Annotated in this window: 29 protein-coding genes; 19 read left to right on the forward strand and 10 right to left on the reverse strand. The window is 65.8% G+C overall.

The window, feature by feature from the left end; translation table 11 throughout:
- The first annotated feature begins 7 nt into the window (after positions 1 to 7).
- The 3 genes from P2T60_RS18830 to P2T60_RS18840 all read left to right on the forward strand — a co-directional run bounded on the left by P2T60_RS18830 (position 8) and on the right by P2T60_RS18840 (position 1,424).
- Positions 8 to 151 carry a hypothetical protein gene (locus tag P2T60_RS18830; protein ID WP_276282298.1) on the forward strand — a complete coding sequence of 48 codons (144 nt, stop codon included), beginning with the start codon at positions 8 to 10 and terminating at the stop codon, positions 149 to 151.
- A gap of 256 nt (positions 152 to 407) precedes the next feature.
- A complete protein-coding gene (locus tag P2T60_RS18835) occupies positions 408 to 992 on the forward strand; it encodes a right-handed parallel beta-helix repeat-containing protein (protein ID WP_276282299.1) in 585 nt (194 codons plus the stop codon).
- Between the two features lie 108 nt (positions 993 to 1,100).
- Entirely contained in the window at positions 1,101 to 1,424 is a 324-nt protein-coding gene (locus tag P2T60_RS18840) for a tRNA-binding protein (protein WP_276282300.1), read from the forward strand.
- Positions 1,425 to 1,443: 19 nt separating this feature from the next.
- Here the strand turns inward: P2T60_RS18840 and P2T60_RS18845 are convergent, their stop codons facing one another.
- From P2T60_RS18845 to P2T60_RS18860, 4 genes are all read right to left on the reverse strand, one after another.
- Complete coding sequence (locus tag P2T60_RS18845; RefSeq protein ID WP_276282301.1) at positions 1,444 to 2,649, reverse strand: glycoside hydrolase 5 family protein; 1,206 nt, start codon at positions 2,647 to 2,649, stop codon at positions 1,444 to 1,446.
- 108 nt (positions 2,650 to 2,757) lie between these two features.
- Positions 2,758 to 3,039 carry a hypothetical protein gene (locus P2T60_RS18850; RefSeq protein ID WP_276282303.1) on the reverse strand — a complete coding sequence of 94 codons (282 nt, stop codon included), beginning with the start codon at positions 3,037 to 3,039 and terminating at the stop codon, positions 2,758 to 2,760.
- 183 nt (positions 3,040 to 3,222) lie between these two features.
- On the reverse strand, positions 3,223 to 3,522 hold the full coding sequence (locus P2T60_RS18855) for a hypothetical protein (RefSeq protein ID WP_276282304.1): 300 nt from the start codon (positions 3,520 to 3,522) through the stop codon (positions 3,223 to 3,225).
- 129 nt (positions 3,523 to 3,651) lie between these two features.
- Entirely contained in the window at positions 3,652 to 3,957 is a 306-nt protein-coding gene (locus tag P2T60_RS18860) for a hypothetical protein (RefSeq protein ID WP_276282305.1), read from the reverse strand.
- Positions 3,958 to 4,625: 668 nt separating this feature from the next.
- On the opposite strand from P2T60_RS18860, the gene P2T60_RS18865 reads away from it, so the two are divergent.
- From P2T60_RS18865 to P2T60_RS18875, 3 genes are all read left to right on the forward strand, one after another.
- Positions 4,626 to 5,060, forward strand: a complete 435-nt coding sequence (locus P2T60_RS18865) for a hypothetical protein (RefSeq protein ID WP_276282306.1) — start codon at positions 4,626 to 4,628, stop codon at positions 5,058 to 5,060.
- 7 nt (positions 5,061 to 5,067) lie between these two features.
- The gene (locus P2T60_RS18870) at positions 5,068 to 5,355 is read left to right on the forward strand and encodes a DUF7410 domain-containing protein (protein WP_276282307.1); all 288 of its coding nucleotides are present in this window, start codon (positions 5,068 to 5,070) and stop codon (positions 5,353 to 5,355) included.
- An 81-nt stretch (positions 5,356 to 5,436) separates the two neighbouring features.
- On the forward strand, positions 5,437 to 5,715 hold the full coding sequence (locus P2T60_RS18875) for a dimerization domain-containing protein (RefSeq protein WP_276282308.1): 279 nt from the start codon (positions 5,437 to 5,439) through the stop codon (positions 5,713 to 5,715).
- Between the two features lie 29 nt (positions 5,716 to 5,744).
- Here P2T60_RS18875 and P2T60_RS18880 read toward each other — a convergent pair whose 3' ends face one another.
- Genes P2T60_RS18880 through coxB form a run of 3 tightly spaced genes read right to left on the reverse strand, consistent with a single transcriptional unit; the run spans position 5,745 to position 9,407 of the window.
- Positions 5,745 to 6,008 carry a cytochrome C oxidase subunit IV family protein gene (locus P2T60_RS18880; RefSeq protein ID WP_276282309.1) on the reverse strand — a complete coding sequence of 88 codons (264 nt, stop codon included), beginning with the start codon at positions 6,006 to 6,008 and terminating at the stop codon, positions 5,745 to 5,747.
- 2 nt (positions 6,009 to 6,010) lie between these two features.
- Positions 6,011 to 8,530: a cbb3-type cytochrome c oxidase subunit I gene (locus P2T60_RS18885; RefSeq protein WP_276282310.1), complete on the reverse strand. Its 2,520-nt coding sequence runs from the start codon at positions 8,528 to 8,530 to the stop codon at positions 6,011 to 6,013.
- Positions 8,531 to 8,534: 4 nt separating this feature from the next.
- A complete protein-coding gene (gene coxB / locus P2T60_RS18890; RefSeq protein ID WP_276282311.1) occupies positions 8,535 to 9,407 on the reverse strand; it encodes a cytochrome c oxidase subunit II in 873 nt (290 codons plus the stop codon).
- An 89-nt stretch (positions 9,408 to 9,496) separates the two neighbouring features.
- On the opposite strand from coxB, the gene P2T60_RS18895 reads away from it, so the two are divergent.
- Together P2T60_RS18895 and P2T60_RS18900 are read left to right on the forward strand one after the other, a co-directional pair.
- The gene (locus P2T60_RS18895) at positions 9,497 to 10,027 is read left to right on the forward strand and encodes a DUF6789 family protein (RefSeq protein WP_276282312.1); all 531 of its coding nucleotides are present in this window, start codon (positions 9,497 to 9,499) and stop codon (positions 10,025 to 10,027) included.
- Positions 10,028 to 10,341: 314 nt separating this feature from the next.
- Positions 10,342 to 11,610 (forward strand): tyrosine-type recombinase/integrase, encoded by a 1,269-nt coding sequence (locus P2T60_RS18900; protein ID WP_276282313.1) that lies wholly within the window; start codon positions 10,342 to 10,344, stop codon positions 11,608 to 11,610.
- A gap of 85 nt (positions 11,611 to 11,695) precedes the next feature.
- Here P2T60_RS18900 and P2T60_RS18905 read toward each other — a convergent pair whose 3' ends face one another.
- Complete coding sequence (locus P2T60_RS18905) at positions 11,696 to 11,896, reverse strand: DUF7835 family putative zinc beta-ribbon protein (RefSeq protein WP_276282314.1); 201 nt, start codon at positions 11,894 to 11,896, stop codon at positions 11,696 to 11,698.
- A gap of 262 nt (positions 11,897 to 12,158) precedes the next feature.
- Here P2T60_RS18905 and P2T60_RS18910 point away from each other — a divergent pair, with 262 nt between their 5' ends.
- Together P2T60_RS18910 and P2T60_RS18915 are read left to right on the forward strand one after the other, a co-directional pair.
- The gene (locus P2T60_RS18910) at positions 12,159 to 12,971 is read left to right on the forward strand and encodes a hypothetical protein (RefSeq protein ID WP_276282315.1); all 813 of its coding nucleotides are present in this window, start codon (positions 12,159 to 12,161) and stop codon (positions 12,969 to 12,971) included.
- Entirely contained in the window at positions 12,896 to 13,465 is a 570-nt protein-coding gene (locus tag P2T60_RS18915) for a DUF2238 domain-containing protein (protein WP_337250853.1), read from the forward strand. Before P2T60_RS18910 ends, P2T60_RS18915 begins: the two co-directional genes overlap by 76 nt.
- A 105-nt stretch (positions 13,466 to 13,570) precedes the next feature.
- On the opposite strand, the gene P2T60_RS18920 is transcribed toward P2T60_RS18915, so the two are convergent.
- Both P2T60_RS18920 and P2T60_RS18925 read right to left on the reverse strand, forming a co-directional pair.
- Entirely contained in the window at positions 13,571 to 14,161 is a 591-nt protein-coding gene (locus tag P2T60_RS18920) for an FAD-dependent oxidoreductase (RefSeq protein ID WP_276282316.1), read from the reverse strand.
- Positions 14,162 to 14,233: 72 nt separating this feature from the next.
- Positions 14,234 to 15,256: an MBL fold metallo-hydrolase gene (locus tag P2T60_RS18925; RefSeq protein ID WP_276282317.1), complete on the reverse strand. Its 1,023-nt coding sequence runs from the start codon at positions 15,254 to 15,256 to the stop codon at positions 14,234 to 14,236.
- Positions 15,257 to 15,532: 276 nt separating this feature from the next.
- Here P2T60_RS18925 and P2T60_RS18930 point away from each other — a divergent pair, with 276 nt between their 5' ends.
- The 9 genes from P2T60_RS18930 to P2T60_RS18970 all read left to right on the forward strand — a co-directional run bounded on the left by P2T60_RS18930 (position 15,533) and on the right by P2T60_RS18970 (position 23,045).
- The gene (locus P2T60_RS18930) at positions 15,533 to 15,673 is read left to right on the forward strand and encodes a hypothetical protein (RefSeq protein ID WP_276282318.1); all 141 of its coding nucleotides are present in this window, start codon (positions 15,533 to 15,535) and stop codon (positions 15,671 to 15,673) included.
- A gap of 135 nt (positions 15,674 to 15,808) precedes the next feature.
- The gene (locus tag P2T60_RS18935) at positions 15,809 to 16,324 is read left to right on the forward strand and encodes a DUF7471 family protein (protein ID WP_276282319.1); all 516 of its coding nucleotides are present in this window, start codon (positions 15,809 to 15,811) and stop codon (positions 16,322 to 16,324) included.
- A complete protein-coding gene (locus P2T60_RS18940) occupies positions 16,321 to 16,830 on the forward strand; it encodes a winged helix-turn-helix transcriptional regulator (RefSeq protein WP_276282320.1) in 510 nt (169 codons plus the stop codon). Before P2T60_RS18935 ends, P2T60_RS18940 begins: the two co-directional genes overlap by 4 nt.
- A gap of 99 nt (positions 16,831 to 16,929) precedes the next feature.
- Positions 16,930 to 17,733, forward strand: coding sequence for an ion transporter (locus tag P2T60_RS18945; protein ID WP_276282321.1), 804 nt, complete (start codon positions 16,930 to 16,932; stop codon positions 17,731 to 17,733).
- A gap of 71 nt (positions 17,734 to 17,804) precedes the next feature.
- Positions 17,805 to 18,500 carry a TIGR00266 family protein gene (locus P2T60_RS18950; RefSeq protein WP_276282322.1) on the forward strand — a complete coding sequence of 232 codons (696 nt, stop codon included), beginning with the start codon at positions 17,805 to 17,807 and terminating at the stop codon, positions 18,498 to 18,500.
- A gap of 59 nt (positions 18,501 to 18,559) precedes the next feature.
- Positions 18,560 to 19,855, forward strand: a complete 1,296-nt coding sequence (locus tag P2T60_RS18955; RefSeq protein WP_276282323.1) for a DUF7405 family protein — start codon at positions 18,560 to 18,562, stop codon at positions 19,853 to 19,855.
- 756 nt (positions 19,856 to 20,611) lie between these two features.
- On the forward strand, positions 20,612 to 21,337 hold the full coding sequence (locus tag P2T60_RS18960; RefSeq protein ID WP_276282324.1) for a fumarylacetoacetate hydrolase family protein: 726 nt from the start codon (positions 20,612 to 20,614) through the stop codon (positions 21,335 to 21,337).
- A gap of 164 nt (positions 21,338 to 21,501) precedes the next feature.
- The gene (locus tag P2T60_RS18965; RefSeq protein WP_276282325.1) at positions 21,502 to 22,833 is read left to right on the forward strand and encodes a phenylacetate--CoA ligase family protein; all 1,332 of its coding nucleotides are present in this window, start codon (positions 21,502 to 21,504) and stop codon (positions 22,831 to 22,833) included.
- Entirely contained in the window at positions 22,830 to 23,045 is a 216-nt protein-coding gene (locus P2T60_RS18970) for a hypothetical protein (RefSeq protein WP_276282326.1), read from the forward strand. Before P2T60_RS18965 ends, P2T60_RS18970 begins: the two co-directional genes overlap by 4 nt.
- Positions 23,046 to 23,131 lie beyond the last annotated feature (86 nt).

The raw sequence follows: 23,131 nt of genomic DNA on the forward strand, positions 1-23,131 counted from the left end.
GGCAGGTATGGACACGGGAATCGCGGCCATCGAACGCTGTGCGTACTGCCGGGAGTACGTTCCGATTACGGTCTTACCAGTCGCCCCTGACGACGGGCCGATTTCGGCTGAGGTGGCTGTCTGCGAGGAGTGCAGAACCGACGGACGCTGACGACGCGGGCGGCGCGGCCGACGCGCACGCGCCTCGGCCGGAGACCGGCCGAGGCGGGTCTCGTTCGCGGACGAGTAGCCCCTGCCAGAGTCGCTCTGGACCGGTGGCGTCGGTCACCGCCGACGCGGACACGCTTCGGGCGGGGTCGTCCCACCGCCGCTACCGGCCGGTTAACTCTCGCTTACCGTTTCGTTTTCGGCCCTTGGCGGTCGAACCGCACCGTGGGTATAACTACCCGTCCGTCGTGGCCGGAACCGTGACTCCTCGAGACGTTCGCACGCTCGGCGTTCTCGTCGTCGCGTTCGGACTCGCGGGCGGCGGGGTACTCGCAACCGCGGCCCCGTTCGGCGCGGTGACGGACGCGGCGGCGACGGACGCCGCCCCGACCGAAATCGACTCGTGTACGACTATCGACGACTCCGGTACCTACGTCCTGACCAGCGACATCGAGAACGGCGGCAAGACCGCCATCTCGAAGGCCTGCATCGAAATCACCGCCGACGGCGTGACCTTCGACGGCGGCGGCCACCTTGTGGACGGTCGGGGCGTAAGCCACACCAAAGGCGTCGCCGTCGCGGGCGCTGAGGGCGTCACGATTCGGAACGTCTCGGTGGCCGACTGGCACTCGGGCGTCCTCGTCACCGAGGGGTCGTCGGCGACGGTCCGGAACGTAGAGACGTTCTCGAACGCTTACGGCGTCCGACTGGAGAACGCGACCGGCGCGACGGTCGAGAACAGCACCATCTCGGACAACCTCGTCGGCGTCTCGGCCGCGGGCGAGAACGTGACGCTCACGGAAAACGACTTCTCGGGTAACGCAATCGAGGTCCAGCGCGACTGATTCGGCTTCCCTGACGGTTTTCGCGGATATTTTTATTTAGAAACGAGCCACGACCCACCGGAACGTAGCACTCGGCGTTTAAGTCCGCCGACCGCGTAGGTCCGCGACATGTCCGACAGTCCCTTCGAGACGACCTTTTGCGTCGGCGAAGTCGTGGACGCCGAGTCGTTCCCCGAGACGAACAAGCCCGAGATGGCGATTCTGCGAATCGACCTCGGCGACGAGGAAGTCCAGTCGGTCGCTCAGACCGGGTACAACTACGACCCCGGCGAGTTGGTGGGTCGGCAGGTTCTCTGCGCGACGAATCTCGGGTCGGTCCGAATCGCGGGCGAGAAGAGCGAAGTGCTGACCGTCGGCGTCCCCGACGAGGAGGGCCACCCGGTGTTGGTGGGTCCCGACGAGGACGTTCCCCTCGGCGGGGCGCTCTACTGACCCTCGCCGGGCGTCCCCGCTACTGACTTCCGAAGGCGTGGCGCTTGACCTTCGTCGCCCACTCGGGCCACTCGCGGCGTTGTTCGAGGTCCACCACGGGGTCGCCCGACATCGCCTTGATTGCCTTCGCGTCGGCCTCGTTCCACACCGCGCCGTCCTCGTGGAACAGGCCGTTGATGATGCCGCGCTTGCGCATGTACCGGACGTAGGCCGGTTTGACCATCAGCGACCAGAAGAAGTTGCCGACGCCGTGCTGGTGGATGACCGGCGCGATGGAGGCGTAGTCGGGTTGCCACTCTTCTACCGTTTCGTTGCTACCCCACCCGTAGTTGGCGATGCGTTGCCACTCGGTCAGGTAGACCGGCATGTCCAAGTCCTCGCCGAGTCGCTTGGCGTCCGGGAGCAGGTCGTGGTAGATGTCGCGGTTGCTCGGGAAGTTGTAGTGAAACTGGAGTACGTCGGCCCCCCAATCGACGTAATCGGCGTTGTTGGCGAGACTGGTCGAACCGACGGTCAGCGGGACCGACCCCCGGTTCTCGGCCAGCGTCTCGAACATCCCCTTCGAGAACTGCTTTATCTTCGGGAGCCATCCGGGTTCGTTCATCGCTTCGATGGCGAGCAGTCGGTCGTCGTCCTTCCAGCGGTCCATGAACCACCTGACGAACTCCCGCGGTTCGTCCCACTTGTCGGGGTTCTGAATCACGGGACTCGACGGCGACTGGACCGGCGGCGCGGTCAGCGGGTCGGTGTCGTGGAGGTTCTTCTCGGTGGGTTCCTTGCCGACGCTCTCGAACAGGCCGAACAGCACTTCGATTCCCCTGTCGTCGGCCGCGGTCAGGAAGTGGTCGATGGACCGCTCCAGTTTCTCCGGGTTCTCTAACCACTGCTCGTAACTGACCCACGTCCGGATGGCGTTGATGTTTATCTGCTCGGCGTACCCGAGGTCACGCTCTATGACCTTCTCGTCGTAGCCGTGCCACATCTGGAACGTGTTCCACGCCCGCGCGGGGACGTAGAGCGCGCCGCGAACGTCCACCGGTTCGACGTTGGCCTGCGCCATCCTCTCGGTCGTGTCCGGGGTGGTCGAGGCCGGGTTTCCGTTCCCCTCGGCGGAGCCACTTCGCTGGCGGCGGTCCCCAGTCGGTGCGGCGCACCCCGCAATCCCCACGAGTCCGGCCGATACGCTCGCTCCCAGAAACTGCCGACGAGTCTGCCGACGGTTCATTGACACCTGCCACGACACCATCCGGTGTAAAAGTGTGCTTACGTTGCGCGATAGGTCCCGCCTTACGAACCGTATAACGCCGTATTTCCCCGGAGACGGGGGTTGGGACTATCGCGTCCCCCGGAAGACGATTTCGGCGTCGCACTCCGGACAGACGCCGCGGTCGGCGTCGAACTCGGCCTGACAGAACGAGCAGACGTGTTCGTCGTCCCGGTCCGGGTCGGTGGCGTCGTCGCTCGCGGAGTCGGTTCGATTCGTCGTCGCCTCGGCGGGGTCGCTCGTGGACGATTGGGCCGCGCCGGGTCGAGCGTCCGCCGTCGTCCGCGATTGGTCGCCTTTGCGCGTTTCGTCGCCGCCTCGCAGTCCGCGCGTGATGTCTTTCAGGTCCATGCCACGTATCTCTCTGCACCACGATTCCATTGTTATGGCGCGCCTTACCCGGCGTAACAAGAGCCTATCGGCCCGCAAGTCGAACTTAGCGGCCGGACGAGGCAAGCCGGGCCGACCGAAATCGGTCGGCCCGGCGAGACCGGGCTAACGGCGTCCGGTAGTCGGCGGGGTCGATTCGCCCCGTCAGTCGAACCGCCGGAGGACCGCGCGGGCCGAGTAGAGCGCCAGCAGGGGGAGCGCGGCGGGCGCGACGACGGCCGTCGCACCGACCGCGAGCAGAGCGGCGGGGTGAGCGTGCAGGGTCGTCAAGACCAGAGCGAGCGAGAGGGTGATGGCCGTCGCCGCCGCCGCGAACGTCGCGGCGGCGGCGAGGGCGACTGCCGCCGTCGGGACGTAGCCCTCGGCGGCGTCGAGCGGTCGGGTGGCGGCGTCTCGCAGGGTCGTTCTGGTGAGTCGTTCGGGCGTGTACTGCGTGTATCGCATGGGTGTGAGTTCGGCAGGGTTGGTCGGTGTTCGATGCGTCGTGCGCGCCGGGTCCGTCGGCAGTCGTGCCGACCGGTCTGGGCGTCCTCTGCCGCCGCGAGGCCCGAGTCCGGCCGATTCCGGCCGGACTCAGGCCGACTGGTCGGTCTCGACGGCGGTGACGGCCCGGACGCCGAACTGGTCGGCGACGGTCTCCCGGACCGCCGCCCGTTCGTCCTCGACCGAATCGTCGAGGTGGACGTGCAGGCGGACCGAGGCGTCCACTCGGAGGTCGTTGAGCGTCGGTGTGACGCCCGAGATGTCCACGACCTCCGTGCGGTCTACCGCGGCGCTCCGGCCGAGGACGGTGACGATGCCGTCCTGTAGCGTGCCGTCGTCGCCGCGGGGAACTTGGATTTCGAGGTCTGCTGTCGCGTCGATGGTGGGTGCGGTCATGGTGATTCGTGTCGGTGTGGTTGGGTGTGTTCGGTCGCGGCCGGTGCGGTCGGTGTCTCCCGTCGAGTGTTCGCTCGCGGCCGCGAGACGCGGCGCTATCGGGAGCGCAGATGTGTCTGGTTGGTGGGAACCGACTCGCGGAGGCGACTCGCGGCTACCGGGTCGGTGCGCCGGAGAAAGACGTGGCCGAACGGACCACGCTCCCGACGCACGCCGCTCGCTTCCGAGTCGTGAGTTCGAGAGGAAGCGAGTCGACCCGGCGTCACGCGGCCGACGGGAGTGAACTCCCGTCGGCGTCCGCGAACGCCTTACGCGGTCGGGGTGGTCCGTTCGAGGCGATACCCACTCTCGCCCGTATTACCCACCCGACCGGCGTGCTTGCCCCAAGCCGGAATCGCTCCGGCAGAGGGACCCGACGCCGCGGAGACGGACCTAACGCTGTCGGCCGAAGTGCCGAAAGCGTCGGTCGGGGTGGGTAGGCAGTTCATGGGTGTCACCTCGCGCGCCCGGTCGTTCCGGGCGGCTGATGTATCTCTTGCTATAACCGGTTATCTATTAAAACTGATTGAGCTACGTTGGCACGCGTCACGCGATTGGCGGGTGCGCTCTCTCGCAGGGTGAACGCTTATGCGTGATACTCTCTAACAATACCGTACGGACCGATTCACATGGCTCGCACGGCCTATCTGACGAGCGCTCTCGTGACCGGGGTGGTACTGCTCGCGGTCTGGGTGGCCGTCGCTCGGATGGAGGAGTGGCGACACTACGACCGGTCGGCGTCCGAGACGCCCGCCCGACCCGGCGAAACCGGCGCGTCCGAGTCGGTCGGCGCGTGGGTCGCTGGCTTCCTCCTGTTGGTCCTCGTCGCGGGCGGCGGCGCGGTGTTACTGGTCAGCGACCCCGCCGTGGCGTCCGCCGTCGGGAGTTGGGTCGCACTGGCGGTGGTTTTCGCCGTCGTCCTCGTCGGGTTCCTGCTGTGGGGAACCTACAGTTCCGCGCGCTTTCGGGGCCTCCGGAGCGCGCAGGCCGCACTCCTGAGCGCGTGGCTGTTCGGGTCGCTGTTCGTCGCGGCCGTCGCAGTCAAACTCGTTCTCGCGGGGTGACGACGTGATGGTCGTCTCTGACTCCGAGGTTCGCGTCCCCGACGCCGAGACGCCCGCCCGGTGCCCCCACTGTCGCCGCCCGTTCCGGACCGAGCGACTGCGCGCGCTCCACGTCGGCGACTCCCACGCCGAGGACTGCTCGGCCGACCAGCGCGAGGCCTACGACGCGGCGCTGGAAGCCGAACGCGAAGACCTGTTCGTCTACCATCTGAAGGTGGTCGCGGGACTGGTCGCGGTGTACGCCTTCTTCTTCTTCACGTATCTGGCGGTGTCGATGGTACAGGCTTCGGGGTGAACCGGCCGTCGCTCGCCTCGGGGGTTCCGACCGGTACTGTTATACGTTAACCTATCTCACTACGGGTACGGCAGATTCCAGATGTCGCACAAACGAGGTCGAATTCGGAGCGCGGACGAAGAGATTCTCGAAGGCTTCCACCGCACGCAACCGGACTACGTTCCGTTCGTGGCGAATCGGCTCGGCCTCCACCTCGACTACGCCGACGAGCGGTGCGCCCGACTCACGGAGTTCGGACTGTTAGAGCGCGTGACGGGCGAGGCCGTCTACCGCGTGACGGAACTCGGGGAGCGGTATCTCGCTGGCGAGGTGGACGCCGCCGACTTCGCGGCCGACGGCGGGCGAGCGACGGGCGACTGACCGAGGGGCGACTCCGGTGACGACGCCGACTACAGTATCGAGTACGCCGCCGCAGTCGTGAGCGCCAGCGCCGCCAGCAGACCGACGAACATCGTGAACGACACCGACCGGGGTTCCCACTTGAGGTGCTGGTAGTACCACGCCACCAAAAGCGCCTTCACGAACGACAGGGCGATGATGACCCAGAACGCTCTCCAGTAGGGCAGGCCGCCCGACTGCTCGACGAGAACCTGCGCGGTTGCGAACGCGAACAACACGACGTAAATCGCGGTGTAGAGTTTGATTCTGGTCATGATTACAGGATGTAGAACAGGGGGAACAGGAACAGCCACACGATGTCCACGAAGTGCCAGTACAACCCGAAGTACTCGACGGGCCTGTCGTCGTCGAGGTACGCGCCGTTCCACGCGCGCACAATCAAATACAAAGTAACGACGAGACCGGCGACGACGTGCAGACCGTGCAGTCCGGTCGTCAGGTAGAACGTCGAGGACGCGACGTTCGTGCCGATGTCCCACCCCTGCGGGAACGCCTCGGTGTGGACGTGAAACAGGTGGAGCCATTCGAGCGCCTTGTTGACGAGGAACGCGACACCGAGGACGAACGTCGTCGTCAGCGACCCGACAAGTCCCCACCGACTCCCCTTCTCGGCGGCGACCAGTGCGAGGACGACGGTGAAACTGCTCGTCAGCAGGAGGTAGGTGTTTATCAGTCCCGGAAGCGGGACGTGGGCCTCCGGAATCAGGTGGTGCCAGTCGGTCCATCCCTCCGCGACTCGGATGAAGGCGTAGGAGCCGATAAACGCGCCGAACAGCACCACGTCGCTGGCGAGGAATATCCAGACGCCGAGCTTGGTGTTCTCGACGCCCTCGAACGGCCAACTCTCGCCGAACGGCCCGGTCAGCGCGTGGAACTCCTCGCTGGCCATCCGGACCAGCGTCCAGAGTCCGCCGCCGAGTCCCCCGAGCGTCGCCGCAACGTAGAACCCGCCTTCGAGACCGGCGGGATAGCTCGCGTCCTGCATCCCCGACAGGCCGAGTAGGAGGACGAACGACGCGACGCCGGTGGCGAACGGCCAGATGCTGGCGTGACTCTCGGATTCCTCGGGGGCGTCGGCGTCCAGCGCCGCGCCGCCGTCTGCTTCGAGTTCGCCGCCGTCCGCGGCCCGGCCCGGTCCCCGCCGGAACTCCAGCGTCCCGCTGGTGAACGAGGGCCGACCGGGGAAGTTTTCGAGGGGCGGCGGCGAGGGAATCGCCCACTCGGTGGTGGTCGAGTACTCCCACGGGTTGTCGTCGGCGTCGTCGCCGGTCCAGAGGCTGACCGCGAGGTTGTAGAACATCACGAGGAACGACGCGCCCAGCACGAACCCGCCGACGGTGGCGAGTTGGTGCCACCCGACGAACGCCTCGGGGTACACGAAGTCCCGTCTGGGGGTCTCCCACGCGACGAACATCGGGAAGTACAGCAGGTTGAACCCGACGAAGTAGAGCGCGAAGTGGACTTTCCCCAAGAACTCGTCGTACATCTTGCCGGTCATCTTGGGGTACCAGTAGTAGAGACCCCCGACCAGCGCGGTGACGCCGCCGACCATCACGTAGTGGAAGTGCGCGACCACCCAGTAGGTGCCCCGGAACTCGTAGTCTAGCACCACTGCGCCGAGGAAGACGCCGGTGATGCCTCCGAGGATGAACAGTATCAGCGCGCCAAAGGAGAACAGGAACGGCGTGGTGAATCGCACCCGGCCTTTGACGGTGGTGTAGATGAGCGCGAACACCATCAGGTCGAAGGGAAGCGAGATGCCGATGGTGGTCGCCATGAACAGCGTCTTTATCTGGAGGTTGATGCTCGTCAGGAACATGTGGTGCATCCAGACGAGGAAGCTCTGGAGGGCCACCAGCACCATCGCCGCGATGAACCACTTGCGGCCGACGAGTCGCCGACCAGTGAACGTCTGGAAGCACTCGGCCATCACGCCCAGCGCCGGGAAGAAGACGATGTACACCTCCGGATGGCCGAAGAACCAGAACAGATGCGCCCACAGGAGCGACCCGGCGTGACCCGTCGCCGCGAAGTACTGGGTGCCGAGCAGTCGGTCCGCGGAGAGAATCATCAGCGCCGCGAGCAGGGCGGCGAACGCGAACAGCATCATCCACGTCGTGAGCAGGATGGTCCACGTAAACAGCGGCATCCGGCGCAGGGTCAGACCCTCCGCGCGCATCCGGTGCATCGTTGTCAGGAAGTTGACCGACCCGATGGTGACGGAGGCGGTGAACATAACCAGCGCCAGCACCGCGGTACTCGCACCGATGTTCGGGGTGTACACCGGGAGGTTCAGCGGCGCGTACATCGTCCACCCGCCCGCGAAGGTGCCGCCTTGGAAGAAGGAGACGCCGAGCAGGATTCCGGAGAACAGATACAGCCAGTACGAAAGCGCGTTGAGTCGGGGAAACGCCAAATCCTTCGCGCCGATTTGAAGCGGGACGACGTAGTTGGCGAACCCGAACGCGAACGGCGAGAGGAACCAGAAAATCATGATGAGACCGTGGGCGGAGACGGCCTGATTGTACTGGAGCGGTTCGAGCAGGTTCGCGCCGGGCGTCCAGAGTTGCAGGCGCATCAACAGCGCCAGCACGCCGCCGAACACGAGGAAGAACAGCGCCGTGACGGTGTAGAGAACGCCAACGTCCTTGTGGTTGGTCGTGACCAGCCATCGCTTGACGCTCCCGGGGTCGGGCAGGTCGTGGTGGTGGTCGGCCCCGTGGGTGGTCTCGGCGTACCCGCCGTCCGCTTGCGCGTCGGTTTCTCCGTCGGTCATGCGCTCACCCCCGCGCGAGCGCACCCGCTGGTGCGCTCGCGCGGACTCCGGCGCTTGCACCAACGCCTGCGTTACGTGCGCCGACGCCTGCTTCGACGCCTGCGCTCGCCGCGCCCGCGGGCGCGGCGAGCGCGGAGTTATTTGTGGCGCTCGACGCCGTTTCGTTCGACCCCGTGGTGTTGGCGTACCACGACTCGTACTCGTCGGGTTCCACGACCACCACGTCCGCGGTCATGTATGAGTGGCCCGCCCCGCAGAGTTCGAAGCATCTGGCCTCGTAGGTGGCCGTCTCGTTGGCGACGAACCACGTGTCGGTCCGCTGGCCCGGAATCGCGTCGGTCTTCACCCGCAACTCCGGGACTCCGAAGGTGTGAAACACGTCGTCGGAGGTGACGCTGAGGTGGACTGTCTCGCCCTCGGGGACGCGCAGGGTACTCGACGTGTGGCCGTTGGGATAGACGAACTCCCACCCGAACCGGAAGCCGACGACTTCGATTCGCACGTCCTCCTCGGCGTCGCCGGGCGGGTTCTCCTCGACGTACAACAGGGTTCCGTAGGTCCAGACGATGAGCGAGACGACGATGATGGTACTCAGTCCGAACGAGAGGAACAGTTTCCGGCCGCCGCCGCCGCCCGTGGGGAGTTCGCCGAGTCTGGGCGCTTCGTCGTCGCCCGACCGGTCGTCCCGGTCGCGGTACTTGTAGGCGTTGTACACCATGTAACCCACGACCACGACCCCCACCAGCGTCCCCAGCGCCAGAAACACCGTGAATATCTGTCGAAACACCTCCACTCGGGTTCCCTTCGGTACTATCCCGGACTGCGCCGGGAGCAACTCACCGACGGGGAGGAGTATCGCTCCGACCGACGGAATCATGATAGTTGATAACACTCTACGCGTACTTATCGGTTTCCCACGAACTTTCGTGAGAAACGCTTTTCCCTCGCTGAGTGTTACCAGTCGTCATGGATGGGGAAGAAACAGAAGTCTCGCCCGAGTTTCGTGACGACGTAAACGAGGGGACCGAACCGGACTTCGACCACCTGTGGGGTATCGTCACCGACGGACTCATCGGGGCCGTCGGGGGTCTCGTCGGCACCGGGTCGCTGACCGTGGGACTGCTCATCGCGGCGTCTCTCGGCGTCTTCGACATCAACGAGTTCGCTACGCTGGCCGAACTCACCGGACTCAACGTCCTGTTCGAGTCGAACCCCGCGGCGGTCGGATACGTCCTGTTCCTGCTGACTGGGATGGTGATGTGGCCGCTCCTGTTCGCGTCCATCGGGTCGTACCTGCCGGGCGAGAAGTACGCGGTCAAGGGCATCCCGTTCGGGTTCGTCCTCTGGACCGGGTTCGCGCCCGCCTTCTACGCGGACTACACCGGACTGGCGCTGGTGCTGTACCTCGTGTTGACGCTCGGCGCGCACTTCTCGTACGGGTTCACGCTCGGCGCGGTGTTCGACTACCTCGGCGACCGTCCGGAGACGTTAGTGTAGGGTCGAAAGAACGATTTTCGTTTCTTAGAAGATTTCACATATTGCTTTTAGGTGGGTAGAGATTGCCGAACGCCTCGGAGCGACGCCGACCACGACGGAAAATTTGATATAGCAGGATATAATTTACGAGCTTGACGCCGTTTCGCGTCCGATAGTTCGTGGGCTTAACAGACTCCACCAGTCTGTTATTTCCACAAAAATATATGCAAAGAGTGAGAAAAGCTCTACGACCCGAATATGCCGGTCTTCAAGTCGAGGAGTCCGAAGCGTTCGACGTTCACCGCCCAAGCGTCACTGCCGGGAGGGACAGACCTGTGACCAAATCGCCGAGTCCCGCGGAGGAAGACCCGTTCGCGGACGTTCGCTGGACGACCTGCTCGCTCGACGACTTCCGGGACCTCTACTGGGAAGTCGTCGCCCCGCGCCTCGACGCGGAGGGCCGCGACCCCGAGACCCACCGGCCGACCCATCAGTGGTTCCGCGACGAGGGTCTGCGGGGGTTCCTCGCGGCGCTTCGCCGTCACCACGACCGTTCGTTCGGCGAGTTCTGGCGCGAGGACCTCGCGCTCGGCGACGACGAGGGATACGACTGGGCCACCGACGACCCCGACACCCGCGAGGCGCTGGAGACGTTCCTCGACCGGCGGCGAACCCGGCACTCACTCCAGCAGTCGTCAATCGACGCTAAACGCCGCCGACTGAACTGCTACGTCGAGGCCTACCGTGAAGCTAACGACGCTGACGACCTGCTCTCGCCTGTCGCCAGCGACTCCGCGACGCCGACCCACGAGGCGGTGAATCGCTGTTACGCCGCGTTCGACTGGCTGAACGAACAGTCCTACAGCGCCCGGACGAAGATTCGCGTCCGCGGCGTCGTGGACGACTGGTACCAGCACCTCGTCGGCCGCCGCCTCGCCGCGGTCAACCCCGCGACGGGCCTCTACGACGAGTTCAAGTGGCAGACCGAGGACTCGAACCCGTCGAGTCTCGCCGCGCGCCACGTCCGCGCCCTCGCTCGCGCGGCCGAGTCCCCGCGCGAGCGCCTGCTGGTGGTCGCGCTGGCGGCGTGGGGCCTCCGAGCGAACGAAGTCGCCAGCCTCCACGTCTCCCAAATCGTCCGCGACGTGGGCGACGACGAGGTACCCTACGTCACTTTCGCGGAGCGAAAGAACGGACCGGGCGAGGTTAACCTCGTCTACGGACTCGACGCCTTAGACGCCCGAACCGACCGACTCGCGGGTGGCGACTGGTCCGGCTACCTCTTCCCCTCCGGGCGAGGCGAAACTCCCCACGCGACCCGTGAAACCGTCTGGTCGTGGTTCCGCGAGTTGGCCGAGCGCGCGGGTCTCCCCGAGAAAATCGACGGCGAGCGCCCGAGTCCGCAACTCTGCCGTCGGTACTGGTACGACACCTACACTTCCGTTCTCGAAGGCGTCTTGGAGGGCGTCGAGGACATCGCGGCCGAACAGGGAAGCGACGACCCGCGCGTCGTCCTCTCGAACTACCTCTCCGAGGAGCGCGCTCGCCGAGTTCGCCGGGAGTTCATGCGGTCGGAACTGGCCGAGGCGTTCGAGATGCGGTAAACTCTATTTTGCTATACGAAAATCCGACAGTGGATGCTACTCGGTGTTCGGAAACGGGTGCGTCGTGACGACGCAAAAAACTAGCTTACGCGTTGTTCATCCGCTTGCTCGTCGTCTCCCCGCACTCCAGACATTCGGTGACTCGGTACGGTTCGCGCGAGAACTCGGTGTTCTCGGACTTCTTGCTCTCGGTCTGAATCTCGATACTTACGTCGTGTGGCGTCGATTCGCCACAGTCGTCACAGATTTCTGTCGTCTCGGAAAACGCCGAGTTTTGTGTTGCCATCGAGTTTCCCCCGATTGACTTCTCGGGTTACAGCCCCATGAAGTGGTAACTCGGTTGAACGACGTTTCACCGGTTCGACCGGTTTCACGCCGGGACAACGTGTGTTTGAAGCGGTAGTTCTCCGTTTCACGGATAGTTCACGAATCGTTCAAACACTTCACGCGCCCGAAATCGCCCGGTTCACGCGTCGACCGGGAGTAACCACCTACTAACACTCCCGGAAGGCTCTACGTTTTTACGCTCGCCACCCGTACTCCGGAGGGTGTCCGGGGGGACGGAAATCGCGGACGGCATCGTCGCTCGGCGGCGGAACGCGCTCGTCGCGTGGGCGCTGGTCGCGGTTCTCGGGGTCGCCGTGGCCGCGAGCGCGAGCGACGGTGACTTGCTCTGGGTCGGTCTCGGACTCTCGGCGGTCGGTGTCGCGCTGGTCCCGGTCGCGGCCTACCGGCGCTGGACCGCGATGCTCCCGTGGGAGGTGGCGCTGTTCGTCGCGGTCCCGTACGCGCTCCAGTCGTTCGACCTCCTCCTGCCGCGGTCGGTCGCGGCGTTCCTCGTCGTCCCGTCGCTGGCGCTGGCCGCCGCCGTCGAGTTCGACGCCTTCACTCCGGTCGAGATGTCGCCCGAGTTCGCCGTCGCGTTCGTCGTCACGATGACGATGGCCGCCGCGGGCGCGTGGGCAGTCGTCCAGTGGGTCTCGGACCTCGCGCTCGGCACGCGGACGCTACGCGGTCTCCAGCGGACGATGTGGTCGCTGACCGCCGCGACCGGCGTCGGCGTCGTCGCGGGCGTGGCCTTCGCCGCGTACTTCCGGCGGGTGGACCGCGAGCGCCTCGGGTTCTGGTCGGCCGACGCCAGCGCGCGGAGCGGGTCGAGCGCTCGCGGGGCGAGTCGGACCAGTCCGACTCGCCCCGCGAGGTGGCCCGAAGCGAATCGGGCGATGGGTTTCGCCTCTCGGACCGCCGCCAGCGACAGGTCGTCCGCGGGTTCCAACTCGCGCTGGTGGTCGTCTTCCTCGCGGGCCTCTACCAGCGGCGCGTCGGCGTCCTCGTCAACGTCGGGGTCGCGCTCGCGGTGATGGAACTGCCGGGTCTGCTCGAACGCGACTACGGCCTGCCCATCGACACCCGACTCACGCTCTGGATAGTGATTCCCGTGTTCCTCCACGCCCTCGGGTCGTTCGGACTCTACGGCGCTATCGGTCTCTGGGACAATCTCACTCACGCCCTGTCGTCGTCGCTGGTCGCGGCCGCGGGGTACGCGACGGTCCGGGCGTTCGACGTTCACGACCCCGACGTGTACCTTCCCCGGAAGTTCGTGGCCGCGTTCATCCTCGTGTTCACGCTCGCGTTCGGCGTCCTCTGGGAACTGCTGGAGTTCGGTCTCGACGGACTCGCCTCGTGGACCGGCACCGCGAGCGTCCTCGCCCAGCACAGTCTCGCCAACACGATGACCGACCTCGTGTTCGACCTGTTCGGGGCACTCCTCGTCGCGGTCTGGGGCGGCGCGTACCTCGCGGGGGTGTCCCGGTCGCTGGCCGACAAGTTGGCCGCCGGACGCGAGTCGGACTGACTCTCCAGCTCGGACTCTCCAGCGGCGATGCTCGCCGCGAGCGACGACTTCCCGCCGGTCGGACTGGCGGGTCTCGCGGTGAACGGAGCCAATCCGCGCTCCCGTCTACTCGTCTTCTTCGTCTGGCAGGTCGCTCAGACTCGGCACGTCCGCCGGCGTGTCGAAGTCGTGGAAGTGTTCGCCCTTCTCTTCGCTCAGGATGTCGAGCGCCGCCGCGCCGCCGTCGCCCGCCGAGATGACGGCCTGCCACTCCTGATTGCGAATCATCGCGCCGGTGGCGTAGGCGTTCCCGACGCTGGTCTCCATCGAGAGGTCCACGTCCACGAGACCCTCGTCGTCCATCTCGCACCCCAGCGACTCGGGCAGGTCGGTATCGGTTCCGGTGGCGAAGACGACGTACCGGGCGTCGTACTCGCCCTCTTCGGTCGTGACGGTGAAGCCTCCGCCGTCCTCTTCGACTCCGGTGACCGCCTCGCCCATCCGGAGGTCAACGCCGCGGTCCTCGGCCTGCCCGCGGGCGACGGCTTGGAACTCGTCGCCCGCGATGGACCGGATGCCGAGGTAGTTGAAGAGGTGGGCCTTGTGCATCCACGTCTCGTCGGTGTCGAACACGACGGTTTCGAGGCCGTTCTTCGCGGTGAACAGTCCGGCGCTGAGTCCGGCGGGGCCGCCGCCGACGATTGCGACTGTTGGCATACACCTCGTGGACGACGTTCATCGACGTAAACGTTGTCGCGGTCGGGGTCGGGCGAGTTCGGAACGCCGCGCTCAGAACTGGTCCAGTCGCGTCTGGTCGCCGAGCAAAGGTCGGGCGTCGTAGTCGTGGTGGACGGCGAGGTGGTCGGCGAACGCCGCCGCGGACCCGTGGTGGGTGTAGACGACTTCGGGGTCCACGGCTCGGACGACTTCGACCAACTCGTCGAAGTCGCAGTGGTCGGTCAGCGGGAAGGTGGCGTCGTAGCCCCCGCGGTAGCGGAACGACTCTTCGACCGCCCACCCGGAGAATCCGGCCTTCAGCGCGTCGTGGCGCTCGGCGAGATTCGTTACCCAGTCGCTCCGGGCGAGGTTGGTCGGGAGGACCACGATTTCGTCGCCTGCGATTTCGTCACCGCTGTCGGCTTCTACCGACAGCGGTGACGGAATCGACTCGGCCGGAAATTCGAGGTTCGTCGCGTCCTCGATGGCGTCGTTGACGGTCCGAATCGCGTCGTGGACGACGATTCGGCGGTTCGTCGCCTGTCGCGCGAGTCGCTGGAGTTTCTGGGCGCGGCCCAGCGAGTAGCCGAACAGCACGAGCGGTCGGTCGTCGTTGTCGGCCATCCAGTCCCGAATCCGGCCCTGAAGCTCTTCCTCGGGTGGGAACCGATATGCCGGGTCGCCGTAGGTCGTCTCCGTCACCAGCACGTCGGCGTCAACCGGGTCGAACCCCTCCAAGTAGAGGCGGTCCCGGACCGAGAAGTCGCCGGTGTAGAGGTACCGGCGCGCGGCCCCGTCCGGCCGGTCCGCGCCGTCTGCCTCCACCAGCGCGGCCCGCGACCCGACGACGTGGCCCGAGGGGTGGAGCGTCACCCTTTCGGTGCCCTCGCGGAACTCGGGCACCGACGCGCCGGTTCGGGCCTCGACCAGCGCCGCGGTCGGGGCCGAACAGACCACCGTTTCCGGAGTCTTCCGGAAGGTGTGGTCGGCGTGAGCGTGGCTCACGATGTTCACGTCGCCGACGGCGCTCGCGGCGTCGGCGACGTAGGTCCGCCCGGCGTCGATTCGGATGCCGTCGTCGCGTCGGACCGTCATCGCCGGAGGTGGGTGCCGGAGGGTAATCAGTCTCGCGCTCCGACTCGCCGATAGGACTGAAAAAGTGAGTGAAAAGACGTGTATTTCGTTGCTATCCAACTATTTTCGATGCTCCGAGTCGTGCGCTCGCCCCGCGACTCCGGCGTTTCCGCTGTCTTTCCGTCGGCGACACCTCGGCTAGTCACACCGGTCTTTCCGCTGTTTTTCCCGTCGCCGAGCGACGGTGTGCCGTCGCTCGGCGACTCACTTTTGGGCGGTCGGCCCGTCCGTTCGGACGTGCTTCGACTCCCGATTCGGCGGTGTCCGAACTGCCGGTACGTCGGTCCGACCCGGAAGTTCGTCGCGGACGACGGCGCGCGCTACCGGTGTCCGCGGTGCGACCACGAAGTCGAGGCTCTCGACCCCCGACTCGCCTGACACCGGCGTTTCCGTTGTTTCGAATCGTCCGCCGCGCGTCTGACTCCCCACTGGAGCGTTCGAGACGCCCGTCTCCGAACGTGACCCGCGCTTTCGACCCTAATTCGTAAGTCCCTTCGATGAGTACGGGGGAGCATGAACTTCACACCTACGACGTGGACGCTTCTCGACGCGGGGCACGTCGAGAGCGTGGACCTCGCGTTCGTCGGTCTGCTCGCGTTGGCGGGGGTCGGGTCGGTCGTCCTCCTCGGTCTCGCGCTGGCGGCGTTGGTCCGGCGACCCTCCCGGTCGTACCTGTTGGTGACGCTGGCGCTGGCGACCCTGCTCGCTCGAACCGCCGTCGCAGTGCTGACGCTCACCAGTTCGGTCGCCGCGGGACCGCACCACTTGCTCGAACACGCACTCGACGCGGTGATGGCCTCGCTGGTCGTCGCGGCCGTCTACGACGCCCGCTCTGCCCGCCAGTCCGCGGCCGATGATAGTCCGCCGATTCGGAGCGACGGCGGGTCCGAACCGGTCGAATCCGAGCGCGTGCCGTCGCGCGAGAGCGCGACGGCGCGCGAACGCGGGAGCGCAGACGAACGCGGCCGTGAGTCCGCGCACGGCGCGCACGAACGCGGACGCGACGACTTGCGGGAGGGCGAGCGATGAACGAGACCCGCCGGTCCATCGCCGACCACGTTCGGTCGAACCCCGGCGTTCACTTCAACGGCGTCGTCCGGGCGCTGGACCTCGCGCCGGGGCAGGTCCAGTACCACCTCCGGCGACTCTCGGCCGACGAGCGAGTCGTGACCGACGAGGTGCAGGGCCGGACCCACCTCTACCCGCCGGAGTACGACGACTGGGAGCGGTCGGCGCTCGCCATGTTCCGGCGCGAAACCGCCCGCGACGTGCTGGCCTTCCTGCTCGACGCCGGGGAGACGACGCCCGCCGAACTCACCGACGAGTTGGGTCTCGCCCGGAGTACCGTCGAGTGGCACCTCGACAACCTGACCGATTACGACCTCGTGGACAAGCGCCGCGAGGGGAACCGCGTCTACCTCGAACCCGCCCGCCCGAAGGCCACCGCCGACCTGCTCGGCGAGATTACGCCGTCGCTCCCCGAGCGCATGGTGGACCGATTCACGACGCTCGTGGACAGTCTGGTCGAAGAGTAGGGTCGGCGGAGCGGCAGTCGCCGTTTCACCGCGTGACCCTCCGCCGCGTCGGTCCCTCGGTCGCTACTCGTTTTACCCTGCCCGTGGTAGTTCGATGACATGACCGGAGACTCGAAACGCCGCGTGGCCGTCCTCCTCGACAGTTCGGGCGAGAGTTCGGCCAGCAGAGCGACGAACGCTTTCGTCGGGGCGCTGATTCTGCTGAACGTCGTCGCCGTCGTCTTGGAGACCATAGACCCGGTGTACGCTCGCTATCGGACGGTGTTTCGGTTGTTCGAGCTACTTTCGATTGTGGTGTTCGTCGTCGAGTTCGCGCTTCGGTTCTGGGCATCGACTGCCAGACCGGGCTACGAGGGTCCCGTTCTCGGGCGTCTCAGGTTCCTCGTCAATCCCTACGCCGTCGCCGACCTGCTGGCGATTCTCCCGTTCGTCCTCGGAGTCGCGGCGCTCGACCTTCGGTTTATCCGCGTCGTCAGGGCGTTCTGGTTCCTGCGCCTGTTCCGCGAGTCGGCCGTCTGGCAGTCGCGCCAGCGGTTCGTCCGGGTCGTCCGCGCGCGGCGCGCCGACCTCTCGATAGCCGTGATGCTCGCCGTCCTCGTGTTCTTCGTCTCGTCGGGCCTGCTGTACTACGCCGAACGACCCGCCGGTACCTTCGCCAGCATCCCGGACGCGATGTGGTGGGCGGTCATCACGCTGACGACGGTGGGCTACGGCGACGTGGTTCCCGTCACGCTTCTCGGCCGCCTCTTCGCCGGACTGACCGCGCTCGGGGGTATCGGATTGTTCGCGCTTCCCGCGAGCATCCTCGCGGCCGGGTACGAGGACGTATCGGAACCGACGCGCTCCGCCGACGCGGACGCCGAGTGCCCGAACTGCGGGTATCGCCTCGACGATTCGGAGTGACGCCGCCGGTTTCCGGTCCCGGCACGCGCTCGCGTCGGAACCGTTTTGTCTCGCTCCGTCGTCGTCCCGCCATGCGACACGAAGTCGAATCCGGCCCGGCGTACTCGCTTCTGAACGTCACGCTCGAAGACGGCGAGCAGATTCAGGCCGAGGGCGGCGCGATGGTGAGTCACGGCGAGAACGTCTCGATGGACACCAACGCGACCGGCGGGTTCCTCCGGTCGCTTCGCCGGAGCGTCTTCGGCGGCGAGAGTTTCTTCCAGAACACCTTCACCGCGACGGGTGGCGAGGGCACGGTGACGCTCGCGCCGCCGTTGCCGGGCGACGTGACTCACGAGGAACTGTCGGACGAGACAGTCTACGTCCAGTCGGGGTCGTACGTCGCGGGCGACACCGACCTCGACGTGGACACGGAGTTCGGCGGAGCGAAGACGTTCTTCGGGAGCGAGGGCCTGTTCCTGCTGAAAGTCTCGGGGTCGGGTCCGCTGTTCGCGTCGAGTTACGGGGCCATCAAGTCCGTCGATTTGGACGACGGCGAGACGTACACCGTGGACACCGGCCACATCGTCGCGTTCGAGGCGTCGGCCGACTTCGCGGTCCGGCGCGTGGCGGGCCTGAAGTCCACGATACTCTCGGGCGAGGGACTGGTGTGTCGGTTCGAGGGACCGGGCCGGGTGTGGTTGCAGACCCGGAGTCCCGACGCCTTCCTGTCGTGGCTACTGCCCAAGATTTCCCGGACGACGTACGCGAACGACGGTTCGCCGTAACTCCGATTTCGACGCCCGAACCAAAACTTCCTTTCATACTGTCTTCTTAGTGAACACTAATGGACGATAGCGAACCAACCGAACCCGGACGACTCTCTCGACGACAGTTCGCCAAGGCCGCCGTCGCCATCGGCGGTGCCTCGGCGCTGTCGGCGTGCATGGGTCGCAACGGCGAACCGGACGTGTCGAACGGACCAGACGACCTCTCGACGCTCCCCGCGCGCCAGCACGCGTGGAACGAATTCCTGCCGACCGACGACCACGGCAACGATGTCGCGCCGCGCCACCGCGTCCTGCTCTTGCTGAACTACGCCAGCGACGGGACGCCGAGCGACGGCGACCGGAAAACCGTCGAGTCGGCGTTCGAGAGCCTCGAACGCGCCTACGAGCGAGGCAACGACGGCCTGCTCTTTACCGTGGGCTACTCGCCGTCGTACTTCGAGCGATTCGACGCCGACCTCCCCGAGTCGGTCGATTTACAGCAACCGAAGGCGCTCGCGCCGTTCGAGGACCCGGAACTCGACCAGCAGGACGCCGTGGTCCACCTCGCCAGCGACCACGCGTCGGTCGTGTTGGCCGCCGAGGAAGCTCTCCTCGGCGAGAAGTCGGAGGTCAACGGCGTCGAGATGGACGCCGACCTCACCGGCGTCTTCGAGAAGGCCGACCGCCGGACGGGATTCGTCGGTAGCGGTCTGCCCGCCGAGAATCAGGACGCGGAGGGCATCCCGGACGACGAACCGGTCTCGGAGGACTCGCCGCTGTTCATGGGTTTCAAGTCGGGATTCAAGAAGAATCAGGCCAGCGAGGACCGCGTGACGATTCAGGACGGGCCGTTCGCGGACGGGACGACCCACCAACTCTCGAAGATTCAGTTGAAACTCGAACAGTGGTACGAGCAGGACAGTCGGTCACAGCGCGTCTCGAAGATGTTCTGCCCGGTCCACGCCGAGGAGGACCTCGTGGAGGGCGTCGGCGAGAACCTCGGCGACTCCGCGAAGATGTCCGAGAAGGGGTGTCCGGCCCACACCGAGGACCACGCCCGAACGAAGGGGATGGTCGGCCACTCCCAGAAGTCGGCCCGCGCGCGGGACGACGACGACTCGCCGCTGATGATTCGCCGCGACTTCGACTCGACGGACGGCGGGCAAGCGGGTCTGCACTTCGTCTCGGTCCAGCGCACCATCTCTGACTTCGTGGACACCCGCGAAGCGATGAACGGCGAGGACGTGGCCGAGAAGTCGGCGGTCGGTCAGAAGAACAACAACGGCATCCTCCAGTACATGGAGGTCCTCCGGCGCGGGAACTTCCTGCTCCCGCCGCGGAAACACCGGTCGCTCCCGAAGCCGAATCCGTAATTGGCTTTGGGACTAATTTCGCTATTTCAGACGTGCTTTTCACTTTGCTTGACAATTGTTTATACGTCTTAGAACTGTCTATATATTGCTCGGGTTTCACGAGACTAACCTAATACGACTCAGCGCGCGCGGGCGCGACCCGCAAGTGGTCGCGCCCATCCGTGCGAGGTCGTCGGGACTCGCTTCCGACGGTGGACGACTGAACGAGTCCCCGAAGGGGACGAGTGAGGGAGTCGGTTGGGGAAGACGTGGCCCGCGGCGGCGGTGCTGTGCGGTATGATTGGTTCAAGCCTGTCGCTAGCTTCTCCGTCTCTGCTGTTCGTCTCGGCCGTCTTGCTCCGTACCGCTACCGCCGAAACTGCCGGAGAGAAGTCCTCGAAAGCCCCCGCCCGCTCGCTTCGTACAGTCATCGCAACCGCAGGAACCGTCGTAATAAACGCTCAGAAAGCCCCCGCCCGCTCGCGGTCGCTCAGCGACATATCCTCGCTCACTGTGTTCGCTCGGATAAGGGTCGCTGAGGCGACTGAACTGGACGCGAGCGGGCGGCCCCTTTATCCCCCCGGTGGATTGGTCAGCGGAGCGTTCGCTGTCGGTTGGTCGGCCGAGCGTTCGCTGTCGGTTGGTCGGCCGAGCGCGTCCCCTGCGGCCGGTCGCTTCCATTACTCTCGTCACCCCTCGCCGCGTCCCCGCCGCGAAGAACGCGAAGATTTCGCCGGACCGCGAACCTCTTTACCGCCCCGACGCGCACCTCGGACCATGCGAAAAGTCAGATTCCGCGACCCGGCGGGAAGCACCCGCGTCGGCGAGTGGACCGACGACGGCATCGAGTTCGCCGACCGGACCTACGACGAGTCCGAAGTCGAGGTCCTCCCGCCGAGCGACCCCACCAAAATCGTCTGCGTGGGCCTGAACTACGCCGACCACGCCGCCGAGCGAGACAAGGAACCCCCCGAGCGACCCCTGCTGTTTCTCAAACCCCCCAACGCGGTGTCGGGCCACGGCGACACCGTGTCGCTCCCCGCCGGAAAGGAGCGGGTGGACCACGAGGCCGAGTTAGCCGTCGTGATGGGCGAACAGGCCCGGCACGTCGCCGCGGACGAGGCGATGGAGTACGTCGCCGGATTCACCTGCATGGACGACGTGTCGAACCGCGACGACCAAGACCGCGAGCAGAACTGGGTCCGCGGGAAGGCCTTCGACAACTCCGCACCGCTCGGCCCGGTGCTGGCAACCCCCGACGAGGTACCGGACGACGCCAGCGTCGAGTTGCGCGTGAACGGCGAGACCCGCCAATCGTCTTCGCGCGAGGAGTTCATCTGGTCTGTCCCGGAACTCGTCGAGGAGATTACGACCTACCTCACGCTCGAACCCGGCGACGTGATTTCGACCGGCACGCCCGCGGGCGTGGCCCCACTCGAACCCGGCGACGAGGTGGCAGTCGAAGTCGAGGGCGTCGGCGTGCTTCGCCACGACGTGGCGTAGCTCGAAACATCTGATTTTTTATCAGAAAAGCGGCGCTCGGACGAGACGGCGCTGTCCGTCCGGATAGCGTCGCCGTTCGAACTACCGAACTCGTTACATCTGGCCGGAGTACCAACGTTGAAGTAACATAATTATATTACGTTACCTTACAGTAGTTGATAAAAATGAGCGAGATGTGGAATCCAATCCTCGAAACCATGGCGCTCGACGACCTTCGGGCGTATCAACTCGACCAGTTTCGAGAGCAGGTAGAACACGCGAAAGACGACTCCCCGTTCTACGCCGAGAAGCTATCGGGCATCTCTCCCGACGACATCACGTCGCTGGCGGACGTGCGCGAACTCCCGACGACGACGAAAGACGAACTCCGGGAGGCCCAACGCGAGGGCGACGGACTCTACGGGGACCTCCTCGCCGAGGACGCGGAGTCGGTCGTCTCGTACCACCAGACCTCCGGAACCACCGGCCGACCCGTCAGACAGGCCGACTCGCTCCCCGACTGGGAGTGGTGGACCGACTCGTGGGCGACGGTCCTCTGGGCGCAGGGCGTCCGACCCGACGACCGGGTGTTTCTCCCGTTCTCCTACAGCGTCTTCGTGGCGTTCTGGGCCGCCCACGCCGCCGCCGAGCGAATCGGCGCGGAGGTCATCCCCGGCGGCGGGATGTCCTCGGCACAGCGAGTCGAGAAAATCGAGACGCTGGACCCCACCGTCGTCGCGGTGACGCCGACCTACGCCTTCCGCCTCGCGGAAGTCGCCGAACAGGAGGGAATCGACCTCGCGGAGACGGCGATAGAGACCGTCGTCTGCGCGGGTGAACCGGGTGCCAGCGTCCCGAGTACGAAGGACGAACTCGAAGCGCTCTGGGGCGCAGACGTGTACGACCACGCCGGGGCGACGGAGGCGGGAGCGTGGGGATTCGCCTGCGACGGCGACACTCTCGGACTCCACTTCAACGAGGCCCGCTTCCTCGTGGAAGTCCTCGACGGGGACGACGAACCCGTCGGTCCCGGCGAGACGGGCCGTCTCGTCGTGACGCCGCTGAATCGCTCCGCCCAACCCTACGTCCGCTTCGAACTCAAAGACCGGATTCGACTCGCCGAGGAGTCCTGTGACTGCGGCCGGACGTTCCGGGTGACCGACGGCGGCGTTCTGGGCCGCGAAGACGAGTTCCGGACGATAAACGGCACGCTGTTGTCGCCCCGTGCCGTCGAGGACGTGGTTCACGGCTACGACCCCGTGACCAACGAGTTCCGCGTGCGCATCGAGGACCACCCCGAGAAGGACCTCGACACTCTCGAACTCCGGGTCGAGGCCGACGGGGAGTACGACTACGACGCCGACCGAATCGCGACCGAACTCGACAAGGAACTGAAAAAGCGGACCCACCTGAGCTTCGACGTGGACGTGTCGAGTCCCGGAACCTTGGACCGCAACGAACTGAAGAGCGACCGATTCACCGACGCCCGCACCCGCCGAACCCAGTACGAACAATGACCGACCGACAGCAATCGCTCGAACCCGAGGCAGAGAAACACGAACAGATGCGCGAACACGTAGAGACCATCGGCGAGGAACTCGCCTCGCTCGAACGACTCGCCGAGGACTGCGAGATTCCGGCCCTCGAACGGAACGCCGCGCAACTGCGCGGCGTTCTCCGCACCGTCGAGATGAACCTCCCGCCGCGCACGGACCGCGACGAAAACTGACGTGGCGGGCGACCCACATTAAATTTCTACTTCGAAAGAATATATTTTAAGAAAAATACAATCACTCAATAATAATTTATACGATA

Origin of the sequence: Halorussus caseinilyticus (assembly GCF_029338395.1) — an archaeon.
Taxonomy (GTDB): Archaea; Halobacteriota; Halobacteria; order Halobacteriales; family Haladaptataceae; genus Halorussus; species Halorussus caseinilyticus.

Bases quoted from the DNA above. Each gene is read 5' to 3' on its own strand.
- P2T60_RS18830 (WP_276282298.1), top strand. From the start codon at position 8: ATGGACACGGGAATCGCGGCCATCGAACGCTGTGCGTACTGCCGGGAG.
- P2T60_RS18840 (WP_276282300.1), top strand. From the start codon at position 1,101: ATGTCCGACAGTCCCTTCGAGACGACCTTTTGCGTCGGCGAAGTCGTG.
- P2T60_RS18845 (WP_276282301.1), bottom strand. From the start codon at position 2,649: ATGAACCGTCGGCAGACTCGTCGGCAGTTTCTGGGAGCGAGCGTATCG.
- P2T60_RS18850 (WP_276282303.1), bottom strand. From the start codon at position 3,039: ATGGACCTGAAAGACATCACGCGCGGACTGCGAGGCGGCGACGAAACG.
- P2T60_RS18855 (WP_276282304.1), bottom strand. From the start codon at position 3,522: ATGCGATACACGCAGTACACGCCCGAACGACTCACCAGAACGACCCTG.
- P2T60_RS18860 (WP_276282305.1), bottom strand. From the start codon at position 3,957: ATGACCGCACCCACCATCGACGCGACAGCAGACCTCGAAATCCAAGTT.
- P2T60_RS18865 (WP_276282306.1), top strand. From the start codon at position 4,626: ATGGCTCGCACGGCCTATCTGACGAGCGCTCTCGTGACCGGGGTGGTA.
- P2T60_RS18870 (WP_276282307.1), top strand. From the start codon at position 5,068: ATGGTCGTCTCTGACTCCGAGGTTCGCGTCCCCGACGCCGAGACGCCC.
- P2T60_RS18875 (WP_276282308.1), top strand. From the start codon at position 5,437: ATGTCGCACAAACGAGGTCGAATTCGGAGCGCGGACGAAGAGATTCTC.
- P2T60_RS18880 (WP_276282309.1), bottom strand. From the start codon at position 6,008: ATGACCAGAATCAAACTCTACACCGCGATTTACGTCGTGTTGTTCGCG.
- P2T60_RS18885 (WP_276282310.1), bottom strand. From the start codon at position 8,530: ATGACCGACGGAGAAACCGACGCGCAAGCGGACGGCGGGTACGCCGAG.
- coxB (WP_276282311.1), bottom strand. From the start codon at position 9,407: ATGATTCCGTCGGTCGGAGCGATACTCCTCCCCGTCGGTGAGTTGCTC.
- P2T60_RS18895 (WP_276282312.1), top strand. From the start codon at position 9,497: ATGGATGGGGAAGAAACAGAAGTCTCGCCCGAGTTTCGTGACGACGTA.
- P2T60_RS18905 (WP_276282314.1), bottom strand. From the start codon at position 11,896: ATGGCAACACAAAACTCGGCGTTTTCCGAGACGACAGAAATCTGTGAC.
- P2T60_RS18920 (WP_276282316.1), bottom strand. From the start codon at position 14,161: ATGCCAACAGTCGCAATCGTCGGCGGCGGCCCCGCCGGACTCAGCGCC.
- P2T60_RS18925 (WP_276282317.1), bottom strand. From the start codon at position 15,256: ATGACGGTCCGACGCGACGACGGCATCCGAATCGACGCCGGGCGGACC.
- P2T60_RS18935 (WP_276282319.1), top strand. From the start codon at position 15,809: ATGAACTTCACACCTACGACGTGGACGCTTCTCGACGCGGGGCACGTC.
- P2T60_RS18940 (WP_276282320.1), top strand. From the start codon at position 16,321: ATGAACGAGACCCGCCGGTCCATCGCCGACCACGTTCGGTCGAACCCC.
- P2T60_RS18945 (WP_276282321.1), top strand. From the start codon at position 16,930: ATGACCGGAGACTCGAAACGCCGCGTGGCCGTCCTCCTCGACAGTTCG.
- P2T60_RS18950 (WP_276282322.1), top strand. From the start codon at position 17,805: ATGCGACACGAAGTCGAATCCGGCCCGGCGTACTCGCTTCTGAACGTC.
- P2T60_RS18955 (WP_276282323.1), top strand. From the start codon at position 18,560: ATGGACGATAGCGAACCAACCGAACCCGGACGACTCTCTCGACGACAG.
- P2T60_RS18960 (WP_276282324.1), top strand. From the start codon at position 20,612: ATGCGAAAAGTCAGATTCCGCGACCCGGCGGGAAGCACCCGCGTCGGC.
- P2T60_RS18965 (WP_276282325.1), top strand. From the start codon at position 21,502: ATGAGCGAGATGTGGAATCCAATCCTCGAAACCATGGCGCTCGACGAC.
- P2T60_RS18970 (WP_276282326.1), top strand. From the start codon at position 22,830: ATGACCGACCGACAGCAATCGCTCGAACCCGAGGCAGAGAAACACGAA.